Here is an 11,387-nt window from a genome sequence, read left to right as displayed (position 1 = left end):
ACGATGAACGAACTGATCGGCTTCCTGATGACCGGCAAGCTGTCGATCAACATCGGCAAGGTGATGCCGCTGTCACAAGCAGCCGAAGCCCATCGGCTGCTGGAGAATGGCCTCACCACCGGCAAGGTCGTGCTGCAGCCCTGGATCGAAGCCTGACGCCAACCCCCGGCGATCCTGACGGCTCCGCCGGGGCTTTCACACCGCGCGACGGCAAGGTGTTGCCGTCGCGCAGCGGCGACGACGCGAAAGCGTTATCCGACCGGGCAGATCGCGGAGCGACGACGACGCGAGGGCACGACTAATCCCTGTCTGCCATCGCATTGTAACGGTAAGCGCGATATCCGGATGCGTGCGTGACATCTCGGTGATGGCGCGCGAGGTGGGGCAGGAGCGCATTGATCGCGTCCCAGGCATCTTTTTCACCCTGCGTTTCTGGCCGTTCAAGGCGCTCGCTGATGTCCGCAAGAACCGCGTCTCTGTCGATCGTGACCACTTTTCCGTCATCCACGACGAGGCGGCCGCCGACAAACACCTGCGTGATGGCATGGCGTCCGCCGCGGTGCAGAACGCTCTCGGCCACCGGTGTCCGGCGGTTGACATGCGGTCGCCCGATCCTGCGGCGGTCCATCAGCACGATATCCGCCTGGTGACCGGGTTCCAGCCGACCCGTAAAGCCGCCGAAGCCGACAGATCTCGCACCATGTTCCGTCGCCATCTGCAGGACGGCACCGGCGTCGGGGCGCTCGTTCCACAGACCCGTTTCACGGTGGAGTGCCCACACCAGCTTCATTTCGAGCGTCATGTCGCGATCGTCTGCTATATTCGACTGGTCGATGCCGAGGGCCACCGGAATGCCGCGGCGGCGCATCTCGTTGACGGGGGCGATGCCGCTGCCGAGACGCAGGCCGGACGAGGCATTGTGGCACAGGGTACAGCCGCAATCGGCGAGGATGTCGAGATCCGCGCGGCTCATCCAGTTCCCGTGCCCGAGCGTGACGTTCGGACCAAGGCATTCGAGTGCCTTCAAATGTTGGACAGCGGTATGGCCATACTCGTTCCAGGCGAAATGTGATTGCCGCTCGGTCTCCAGAAGATGCATATGGACCTGCGCGTCGGTCTCCCGCGCCGTCTCGAAAATCGCCTGAAGGCAGTCGTCCGTGCACCAGTGCAGATTGGCGGGGGCGAGATTGACGCGCACGTGATCCGGCCGCGCCTCGATCCATTTTTTCCTGAGCGCGCGGTAAAACGTCATCAGGTCCGCAACAGGGATGTTCGATGCGGCGAGTTTCGGCGAGATCCAATTGCGCAGAGTTTCCGGAAGAGCGGCCAGAACCTTGGCATCCGCCTCATAGGTCAAGACATTGCGGTCGCGAATCATGAAGGAAAAGCCGGCCCGCATGCCGATCTCGCTATAGGCCTCCAGCGTGGCGTCTGCCGTCGCCATCCAGGTCTCCGGTGCGCCGGAAAATCCGCTGTTGAGATGCTGCACCATGGTGGTTCCGCTTTCCAGCATTTCGATCGCGGAATAGAGCGTGTCCAGCCGGACATCGACCTGCCGCATTGCCCGGAATTGCGGCAGCCAGAATTCCAGAGGCGCGAAGGGCACGCCCTGCATCAGGGGCGTGACCCCGAAATGGTGATGGCTGTTGACCAGCCCCGGCATGGCGATCATGTCGGGAGACCCGAAGCGGGCGAGATGGTCGTTGCCATAGCTGACGGCGGCGAGCGGCCCGATCTGTGCGATCATGCCGCCGGCGACGCGGATGCCGACATCGTGGCGCATGGACATGGTGCCATCCGCCGAAAGTCCGCACAGCACGGTCCCTGCCTCAATGATGCCGTCCCCTGTGATCGGTCCGTCCGCGCTCATCTCGTATAGTCTCCGATCAGTCCGAGGCGGCGCGCGACCACGACGCGATACAGGGGATCGCCGTAGATTTTCATCTCCTCGCTGGCGGAGAAGGCAAGGCTGATATCGTGCTCGTCGTAGCTTTGCGCTGCGATCGCATGCATCTCCGGCCAATCCGGCACTTGGATCTGACGCCAGCGATCGACCGCGGCTGCGTCCGGCATTTTCGGAAAGCCGAGCTCGCCCATCAGCGCGGCGATCCCCTGCCAGAACACCCGCAACATCCGATGGAGCGTCGCCTCATGGCAATGCGGCTTCAGGAGGCGGATCCAGTGCAGCCCCGTAATGATGTGCAAGGCGGCGAAATGCTGGGTTGCCGCGAACATGGCGAGCGCCGTCGCCGCCATTCTCTCCAGTGTCTCCGGCCCGATGTCGAGCCAATCGACGACGGGCGCAAATTCCGGCACGTTGCCGGCGTCGCGCATGTTCTGCCAGAGAAGGTCGTGGAGTTTCAGGCCATGCAAGGGTTCGATCGCAGCGGTCATGGCCAGGATTTCGGCCGGGTCGCGCGTGATGGGTGGGGCGCTCCGCGACGCCGGAAGGGGGAGATAGGTGGCGGCCCAATAGGCGAGGGCAATGGTGACATCGGTCTCGTCGGCGCGGAGCACCGCGTAAGCGGTTCTCATGAGAGCGTGAAAGGCACTGGCGGCAATGCCGTCCGCAAGATCGGGAAGATAAAGTTTCAAAGCCTCGTGTATCCCGAGCCTCGCCACCTCACCGGCAAAAAAAACGCGCAGATCGGGTTCGCGCTCGCGCAATCCGATGGCGGTTTTCCAGCTTTCGCCATCCAGGCGGTTCACCGGCTGGGCAAAGGGCAGAAGATGTTTGGCGTCTCTGTAGTGACGGAAGAATCGGCGGAGCTGATCCGGCTTACCGCCGATCCGGTCCAACGCGACAAGGACCATGGGCGCATGATTGGCGAATGTGTGCGAAAATTCGGAGCCCCATTTCGGCATGCCTGCCAGCAGCGTTTCCAGCTCTTGCGATGTGCGTTGCATTGGAACCATGACTCTCCCTTTCTCCCTGAAACCGGCGGCGCATGTTTCACCCTCTGTCGAAGAAGGCGTGGCCACGTGCTGTCAAACGGTCGGTTGCCAGGCATCCCGGTGAACGGCCTCGGCCTCCGTCTCGATCAGGGGGCCGATGACCTCGATGCTTTTCTGGCCTGCCGAAAACACCGCGCGGCACGGCAGGGCCATCGTCGGATTGTCGGGGTGATCGCCTGTCATCGCCTTCAGGCGGTGTTCGGAAAGGCCATAGACGACCCTGCCGATGCCCACCCAGTAAATGGCGCCGGCGCACATGGCGCAGGGTTCCGCCGAGCTGTAAAGCGTACACTCCGCCAGAAAGGGGGCGCGATAAAGCTTCGACGCCTGCGTTGCCAGCAGGCGCTCGGCATGGCCTGTCGCATCATGGTCGGGAAAGTATTCGTTTTCCTGCTCCAGGAGAATATCACCGCCGGGACCGGCCAGCAGCGCGCCGAAGGGCATGTTGCCATGCTCTTTCGACCGCCGTGCAATGTCAAAGGTCAGTCGAAGAAGAGTTTCGTGATCAAGGCTCACATTCATTCTCCTCACGGTCAGGTGGCGGCATCACGGGCAGTCGCAGTGCGGAGGGGTAGCCATCGCCTGACCGGACCAGGAGGGTCGTGACCAGCCGGTCGGTGACGGTCGCGTCCTGGGGCCGCGCGCCGGTGCCCGGATTGACGGGAAAGGCGGGAAACGACGCTGCCTGTATCGACAGACGCAGGCAGTGCCCCGCCGGCACCGTCATCTGCATCGGTCGCAGCGTGACGGACATCGGCGATGATGCCGTGTGCGGCTTTACGGTTTTATGTCCCGACGTCATGCTGATGGCCGCCCCGTCGGGGGTGAGCATGCTCAAGGTACAATCCAGGTCGAAACTCGGTCTGTCCGCGGTCACGAAAAGATCGACGTTCGCGGCGCCGAACAAAGCGAGCGGCAGGTCGAGCGGACCGGAGGTGTAGACAAGCACATCGGCCCTGTCGTCGATCGCCGCCCGGTCGGTGAAATCCGGAGGGGTGCCGAGATGCAAGCCCACGCTCGGGGCCGGTCGCCATGGATCGTGGACGAGACGATCGGCACGCGTAACCCCTGGTGTCTCCGCAAGCGTTCCATCGATACTCGTCGTGGCCGCACGGCCGCCGGACGCGAGATGAAGCACCCGCATTTCCGATCGCGGCAGGCTTTCGAAGCCGGCCCAAGTCTGTTTCACCACATCGAAGAGCCGGATCTTCGGGGACGGATTTTCGCGGCCTTTCAGTGCCTCGTCGAAAAATGCGACGATCTCACGGTCGATGCCGTCGGCCGCGCCGGGTCCCGCATCCAGCGCCCCGACCCGTCGGCCCCAGGGAATGTGCGACCAGGGACCGATGGAAAGCCGCTGAAGACTGCGGCTCGAAGAAAAGGCGTTGAAGGCGGCCAAGGTGCCCTCGAGCATGATGTCGTTCCATCCGCCGACATGCAGAACGGGAACGTCGAGCGTCGCACCCTCCAACAGCGCATCTGGCGATCGTGCCTGCCAATAGGCGGGATCGTCGGCCAGCCAGTCCTGGTAATGTGTGTGTTGCGATGTCTTCGCCAGAACATCAGGCCGTGCCGAGATCGCGCCCGAATGCAGGGATGGCAAAGCTGCCTGCAACAGATGGGCGGCGTCGAGGTCGCCGGCCAGCCGGGCATTTTCGATGGCCATCTGGCAGGCCCACATCTGATTGGACTGCATCCGGAACCCATCACCCTCGAAGGCCCAGTGGTTGCGCACATCGAAGGCTGCCATGGCGATCGCCATCGCGTCGGGGGCCTTGCCGCCGGATTTTCGAGCGCCGGCAAGGGCCAGAAACTGGTTCATTCCGTGGTAGCTGAAACCATAGCTTGCCACCATGCCATTGCCGCCGGCAAGATCCGCCGCGAGCGACAGCGTCCGCGCGCCATCCGCGACATCGTCTTCGAGAATTCTGAACACCCCTTCGGATTGTCCGCGACCGCGAACATCCTGCACCAGAACGACATAGCCGTGCGCCGCATACCAGGCGGGATGGGCGAGAACGACCGTCGAGGCGACCTTCCGCCCATAGGGCAGGCGCATCACCAGAACGGGATAGCGCTCCGGGCCGACAGGCCGATAGACGTCGGCGACCAGATGAACACCGTCGGTCATGAGCATCCGAAGCGTATCGACGTCGCGGAGGTCGAGCATGGCTAGCGACCGTCCGAGAAGCGGGTTTCGGAGGTGAGCCTGCTCATGTCGAAATCCCTCGTCGCCTCGATCAGGCGCGTCAACCCCGTGGCCGCCCGGTCCAGCACCAGCGCGCCTTTGACGGCGTCGGCATTGGCGGCATTTCCGCAGACGCCTGCGGGATGAAGGTCCTGCGCCTGCCAGCCGAAGCCGACCGCGCCTTCCGCCGTCAAGGGGCTGCCGGACTGCTCGATCTCAAGGGTCAGCGGCACGAAATCCTCCGCCTTGTCCATGACGACCAGATGCGGCGCGATGGCCAGCATCATGCTGGTCTCGATATCGCCGCCGTGAATGCCGTGCACGATCTCCGTTTGGGAGAACAGATCATCGACCGGCGCAATCCGAAACCAGGAACAGGCGACCGCGAGCATATCGAGTTCGACACGGATATCACGGCAGGTCATCTCCATCAGCGAGATCTGCCCGCCATGCGAATTGAACAGGACGATCTTGCGGACACCGGCCCGCTTCGCGCTTCTGGCGATATCGAGCCAGACGAGCCGCAGGGTTTGCGCCGATAGGGTCAGCGTTCCCGGATAGGCCAGATGCTCATCCGACTTGCCGACGCTGAATGCCGGCAGGATGAGGACATCCGCGTTTGGATCGAGCAGGCGCACCATCCGATCGTGGATCGCCGCATTGATCGCTGCATCGACCTGCACCGGAAGATGAGGCCCGTGCTGCTCGATTGCCGAGATCGGCAGGATGACCACGGTCTCGCTGAGATTTCGGGACGCGAAATCGGCGGTGGAATGATCTGCCCAGTAGAAGGATTGCGTCATACGCCACCCCTTTTGGCCTGGTTCCCAATCTTGGGTGCGCTTGCCGCTTGCCGGTTGGCCGCGATCAGCCGGTTTTCGAAATCGTCCGGGATCGGCAGGTCGGGTGCGGTGTAGGCCTTGAGTTCCGGCAGGATGACCGCTTCCCGATCGAGCAGCAGTCGGCGCAGGACACCGCGGACAAGCCGCGGCACGGCATGCTTGTGTCCGCTGATCGAGGTGGAGTGTGGACCGTGACTGACGAAACTGCTGCTGTTGAAGGCAAAGACACGGCCGACCCATGTTTCGTGCGGATTTTTCGGAATGAATCCATAGAAGCCGTCGAGGTAGGGAAACCTCGCAAGCCGGGCATCCGCGCTGCCTTCCTGTGGCATGTACCGGTCACCCCAGAGCGCCACCTTGTCGTGGAGGGTCCGGAGTTCGGGTCTGACGGTCAGATCGACATCCATGCCGGTGGCAAGAAGGAGGTGATCGAACTCCAGATCGCCGTCGGGGGTGGTGACACGGATCGCATCGGGCTGTTGAGAAACCTCCAGCCAAGGGGTTGCCGGACGAAGCGTGAAGTTTTCAAAGCGTATCGCCGTTTCGAAACTGCGAACCGGCGGCGGCTGATCTGCACGGCGGAAGAACCGGGCGATGTCCCAGCGGGTGGTCTCGGAGAGATCCGGATACTGCGTCATCATGCCGGGCGTCTCGACCGCACGATGGGGATTGGTGCGTGGCAGACGCGCGCGCCGGAAGCACAGATCCACAGAGGCGGCACCGGCTTCCAGCGCCTTGATCGCATTGTCGAATGCCGATGCACCATGGCCAAGCACGCCGACGCGCAATCCCTTCAACGCGTCGAAATCGACCGGGCCGTTGGTATGATCGAATTTCTCCGGCCCGAGCGTGTCCGAGACGAACGGTGGAACACGCCATGCCCCTGCGCCGTCGTATCCCGTGGCCAGCACCACGGTGCGCGCCAGCGATGTTTCAATTTTGCCGTCGAGCCGCGTGGTGACGGCGATCACATCGCCATGCGGGGCGACATCCAGGACCTCGCAATGATTGGTGATGGCGATCTCGAAGACGTCGGCATACCAGTCGAGATAGGCCTTCCAGTCCGTTCGTGGAATACGGGACAGATCGGCCCAGGCCTGCTGCCCGTAACGTGTTTCGAACCAGCGGCGGACAGACAGGTTGACGACGTTGAATTCATTGCCGACCTGGGTTTTTGGCGTCCGCAATTCTTCCATGCGCGCGAATGTCAGCCATGGCCCCTCGGACCCCGGCGCGCCGCTGTCGAGAACACGGACACGGCGCAGTCCGTCCCACTTTAGGGCGGCAGCGATCGTGACGCCGGACTGGCCGCCGCCGACGATGATGGCATCGGCGATCTCGGCCGCGTCGGGTCGGGGATGATCGCCGAGCCACGGGGCGCTGGGATAGCCGAGCAATGTCAGATCGGCGAGCGCCGCCTGCTTCAGGTCGTCGAGTGTCATGCGGGATGTGTCGATCGGGGCAATCATCATCGGTCATCTCGTCCATGCGCCAGACGTCCTCGCAGACGGCGTCGGCGATTGATTTCGGTCAGCGCCACGATCAGGGCCGTCAACACGAGGACGGAAACCTGCATGGCATTGAGGTCGGGCTTCAGTTCGCGCCGGAATTCCGATGCGACGATCAGCGACAGGGGCTGCGTGCGGCCGGCCAGGAACATCGAGATCGTGAGATCGGCCAGCGACAGGATGACCCCGATGGAATAGGCGGCACTCAAGGCAACGCTCAGCTGGGGCAGCAGGACACGCCGGAAACTCTGCCACGGGGTGGCGCCGAGATCCCGCGCCGCTTCCTCTAGCCGCGGATCGAGCCGGATCATCACGGCGGCAAGGATGGTCGTGGTGAAGGGAATGACGACCAGCGTCTGCGCCAGAATGAGCGCGGTCGCCCCGCGTCCCAGTCCCACCCAGCTGATCAGCATGGCCTGCGCAATGGACAGCACCGTCTTCGGCACCAGAAAGGGAACGAGAACGAGGATCGCGAACGCGGCGCGGAATTGCATGCGCGGCGATGTCACGGCCAACGCCGCCATCAATCCGATCAGCGCGCCCAGCACGCCCACGGGCTGCGCGATCAGGAAGCTGGTGACGAAGCCGCCGAGAAAGGCATCGTTGCCGAAAAGATCGGCATACCAGGAGAGGGTGAAACCGGTGAGCGGAAAAGCCATCGTGCTCGCGGCGTTGAAGGAGAAAATGCCGAGAACCACGATGGGCAGATAGAAGAAACAGACGGCAAGACCGAGCGTGAAGACGACCAGACGGCTCATCGCGTCCCCCTCTGGAAGACCGCTCGCGCGCCCTCGAACCGAAGAAGGACCGTCACGAACCCGGTGGCAAAGGCGAACAGGACAACGAGAAGGCTGAGCGACAAAGCGGAGGCCAGCGGCCAGTCGAATGCGGTTCCAAACAGGTTGTCGATCATCGCCATCGGGGTCGCGCCCGACGTTCCGCCGAGAAGGCTTGGCGTCATCATATCGCCAGCGGCCAGCGCGAAGACCGTGAAGATGCCGACGGCCAGTCCCGGCGTCGTCAGGGGCAGAATGACCTTGAAGAACGCATCGATCGGGCGGGCGCCAAGATCCCGTGCGGCCTCGATCAACCGCTTGTCGATCCGTTCCGCAGATATCCAGATCGCCAGCACCATGAAGGGCAGGTTGTTGTAGAGCAGCACGAGATGGGTCGTGAACGGCGAAAAAAGCAGAAATTTCAAAGGCTCATCGATCAAGCCGATCCATTCCAGGGCCGCATTGACGAGTCCCTCGGAGCCAAGGACGATCCGCCAGGCATAAATCCTAACGATCTCGCCCGTATAAAGCGGCGTCAGAAGGACGATGCTGCCGACCCCCTTCCAGAGAACGGGAAGGCGCGTCATCGAAACGGCGATCGGGTATCCGACGCAGGCTGCCAGCACGGCCGTGCCCGCGCCGGAGAAGACCGCCTTGCCGATCAGAAAGGCGAAGACCGGATTGGTAAAAATCTGGCGCCAGCTCTGTCCGGAAAAGGCCGGAACCAGCGTGAACGTATCGAGATCCACTTCAAAGACGCTGAAAACCAGGAGAACGGCCAAGGGCAGAACGCACCCCGGGATCAGAATCAAGGCCACGGGGAGGGCAAGCTGTGCCCGATGAAAAACCGGAGCCATCAGCCGATCCTCGTGATGAAGGCGCGGTCTCTATCGACGATCAGCCCCACCGTCGTTCCGGGCGTCAGCGGGTTATCCGCGAGGAACTGCAGAATGAAGCCGTTGACCTCGGCCTCGACAAGGTAACGATCCCCCTTGAACACCACATGCCGGATCACCGCGCTCAGGCCGTCCGTGCCGATGCGGACGTGCTCCGGCCGGATGGCGAGAACCGCCCTGTCTCCTTTCGCCAATCCCTCCACCGCCGGGCACTCGACGATGCCGATGGCCGTGTCGATTGCAGCCGATCCGTTGGCCCCCTCGCCAGCGACGATGTCGCCCGGAAGGAGGGTCGCCGCTCCGATGAAGTCGGCAACGAAGGCGTTGGCAGGGCGGGCGTAGATTGTCAGCGGTGGTGCCTTCTGAACGATGCGTCCCTTGTTCATGACGACGACGATGTCGGAGAGCGCAAAGGCCTCCTCCTGATCGTGGGTGACATAGACGAAGGCGATACCGAGACGCCGCTGCAGATCCTTCAGCTCGATCTGCAGGTGTCCGCGCATCTTCTTGTCCAAGGCGGAAAGGGGTTCGTCCAACAGAAGAAGATGCGGTTCGGCGATGATCGCGCGCGCCACCGCGATCCGCTGCTGCTGGCCACCCGAGAGCTGGTGGGGATATCGGTCTCCGAACGCGGTCATGTGCACGGCATCCAGCGCTCGTTTGACGCGGGCTGCGACGTCGATATTGCTCTGGCGCCGCAGGGTCAGCGAGAAGGCGACATTGTCGAGCACCGTCAGATGCGGAAACAAGGCATAGCTCTGGAACACCGTATTTACCGGCCGGCGCTCCGGCGGAACCCCGGACAGCGACCGCCCGTCGAGCACGATCGACCCCGCGTCCGGCGTTTCGAAACCGGCAATCATTCGCAAGATGGTCGTCTTGCCGCAGCCGGAGGGACCAAGGAAGGTCGTGAACGCCCTTTCCGGAATATCGAGATCGATGCCATCGACCACGCATTGCCCGCCATAGGTCTTGGTTAAGCCGCGGGCGGACAGCAGCAATCCCGATCCGGCGTAATCTGGCGCCCGTTCAGGCGTGGCCACCATGATCAGCTTGCCTTGACTTCGTTCCAGATCTTCAACCACTCGGGATAATTCTCCGGGGCGACCGGCCACATGAACGACTTCATCACCTCCATGTCGTCGACGAAGATCGCTTCCTGCTGCTCCTTCGACAAATCGTCGCGGATGACCGAGGACGTGGTCGCGTAATTGCCGATCTTGGCGATCTGCGTGGCATATTCCGGCCCGAGCAGATAATCGATGAACTTGTAGCCGATCTCGCTCTTTTCGGCCGACAAGGTGGCCGGCATGGCAAAGCAGTCGCACCAGCCCATGATGCCGGCCTTCGGCTTGGCCATCCCCATCGGCAGTTTGTCTTTCAGCGTATCGTAGGGAACCCGCCACGAAAACGCGCAGGAAACCTCGCCTGTGGCAAACAGATTGGTGAGATCGCCGATCGTCTGCCAATAGGTGCGTAACAGCGGCTTCTGCGCGACCAGCAGCTTCTTGGCCTCCGCCAATTCCCTGGTTTCCATGAGAAAGACCTTGTCGCGCGGCACGCCGGCCACCAGACCTGCGATGGCGATGGATTCCAGCGCATAGTCGCGCATGGCAAGCTGGCCCTTGTAGGTCTCGTTGAACAAGGTCGTGTAGTCGGGCTCGCTTTCGAACTTGTCCTTGCGGTAGACGATCGGGTTCAGACCCCAGAGATAGGGAACCGCGAACGGCTTGCCGGAGGCGTCGAGAACCTTTGGCGTCGTCTTGAAGACATCGTACATCTTGGCGGCGTTGGGGATCTTCGCCATGTCGATTTCTTCGAGCAATCCAGCCTTGATGTAGCGCCAGCTTCCGTTCAGCGATGGGTTGATCATGTCCCAGTCGGAGGCCGAGCCGGTTTTCAGGGCCGCAAACTGCGCATCCTCACTGGAAAGAAAGGACAGCTTTACCTTGACGCCGGTCTGCGCCTCGAAAGCGGCGACGTATTCGGGGTGCCCGTTGGAGTCCCAGGTCGCCCAGACCATCTCGGAAACGGCAGCTCTCGCGCTGCCGAGAGAACCGAACATCCCTGCCGCCGCGCCGGCGGCGATCCCTGCAAGCACGTCATGTCGGCTAACTTGTGAACCTGTCATGATGCCCTCATATGGTTGCGAGTGAACTGCAGCCAATGTCGCCCGCCGTGACAGAAAAGCCTATAACGCGACCCAAATAGACTATATTGCA

11 protein-coding genes are annotated in these 11,387 nt (G+C 62.5%); 1 reads left to right on the top strand and 10 read right to left on the bottom strand.

All coding sequences use genetic code 11. The features are described from left to right. The first annotated feature begins 3 nt into the window (after nucleotides 1–3). Nucleotides 4–156, top strand: coding sequence for a zinc-binding dehydrogenase (locus C8J36_RS25655; RefSeq protein ID WP_281029261.1), 153 nt, complete (start codon nucleotides 4–6; stop codon nucleotides 154–156). Between the two features lie 142 nt (nucleotides 157–298). Here the strand turns inward: C8J36_RS25655 and C8J36_RS21350 are convergent, their stop codons facing one another. The 10 genes from C8J36_RS21350 to C8J36_RS21305 all read right to left on the bottom strand — a co-directional run bounded on the left by C8J36_RS21350 (nucleotide 299) and on the right by C8J36_RS21305 (nucleotide 11,296). After that, nucleotides 299–1,789 (bottom strand): amidohydrolase family protein, encoded by a 1,491-nt coding sequence (locus C8J36_RS21350; protein ID WP_245506682.1) that lies wholly within the window; start codon nucleotides 1,787–1,789, stop codon nucleotides 299–301. A gap of 77 nt (nucleotides 1,790–1,866) precedes the next feature. Beyond that, entirely contained in the window at nucleotides 1,867–2,916 is a 1,050-nt protein-coding gene (locus C8J36_RS21345) for a questin oxidase family protein (protein ID WP_132537358.1), read from the bottom strand. Between the two features lie 72 nt (nucleotides 2,917–2,988). After that, entirely contained in the window at nucleotides 2,989–3,477 is a 489-nt protein-coding gene (locus C8J36_RS21340) for a nucleoside deaminase (RefSeq protein WP_132537357.1), read from the bottom strand. Further along, a complete protein-coding gene (locus C8J36_RS21335) occupies nucleotides 3,461–5,125 on the bottom strand; it encodes a CocE/NonD family hydrolase (RefSeq protein WP_132537356.1) in 1,665 nt (554 codons plus the stop codon). Before C8J36_RS21335 ends, C8J36_RS21340 begins: the two co-directional genes overlap by 17 nt. Nucleotides 5,126–5,127: 2 nt before the next feature. Further along, nucleotides 5,128–5,946: a creatininase family protein gene (locus C8J36_RS21330; protein WP_132537355.1), complete on the bottom strand. Its 819-nt coding sequence runs from the start codon at nucleotides 5,944–5,946 to the stop codon at nucleotides 5,128–5,130. Next, nucleotides 5,943–7,457, bottom strand: a complete 1,515-nt coding sequence (locus C8J36_RS21325; RefSeq protein ID WP_132537354.1) for an NAD(P)/FAD-dependent oxidoreductase — start codon at nucleotides 7,455–7,457, stop codon at nucleotides 5,943–5,945. Before C8J36_RS21325 ends, C8J36_RS21330 begins: the two co-directional genes overlap by 4 nt. After that, entirely contained in the window at nucleotides 7,454–8,251 is a 798-nt protein-coding gene (locus tag C8J36_RS21320; RefSeq protein WP_132537353.1) for an ABC transporter permease, read from the bottom strand. The genes C8J36_RS21325 and C8J36_RS21320 overlap by 4 nt, the downstream gene beginning before the upstream one ends. Further along, nucleotides 8,248–9,126 carry an ABC transporter permease gene (locus C8J36_RS21315; RefSeq protein WP_132537352.1) on the bottom strand — a complete coding sequence of 293 codons (879 nt, stop codon included), beginning with the start codon at nucleotides 9,124–9,126 and terminating at the stop codon, nucleotides 8,248–8,250. Before C8J36_RS21315 ends, C8J36_RS21320 begins: the two co-directional genes overlap by 4 nt. After that, entirely contained in the window at nucleotides 9,126–10,211 is a 1,086-nt protein-coding gene (locus C8J36_RS21310) for an ABC transporter ATP-binding protein (protein WP_132537351.1), read from the bottom strand. Before C8J36_RS21310 ends, C8J36_RS21315 begins: the two co-directional genes overlap by 1 nt. 2 nt (nucleotides 10,212–10,213) lie before the next feature. Next, complete coding sequence (locus C8J36_RS21305) at nucleotides 10,214–11,296, bottom strand: extracellular solute-binding protein (RefSeq protein ID WP_245506680.1); 1,083 nt, start codon at nucleotides 11,294–11,296, stop codon at nucleotides 10,214–10,216. Nucleotides 11,297–11,387 lie beyond the last annotated feature (91 nt).

Origin of the sequence: Rhizobium sp. PP-F2F-G48, from assembly GCF_004342335.1 — a bacterium.
Classification (GTDB): domain Bacteria; phylum Pseudomonadota; class Alphaproteobacteria; order Rhizobiales; family Rhizobiaceae; genus Ferranicluibacter.
Note: the sequence above shows the minus strand (reverse complement) of the source record. Positions and strands in the feature narration are given on the sequence as shown.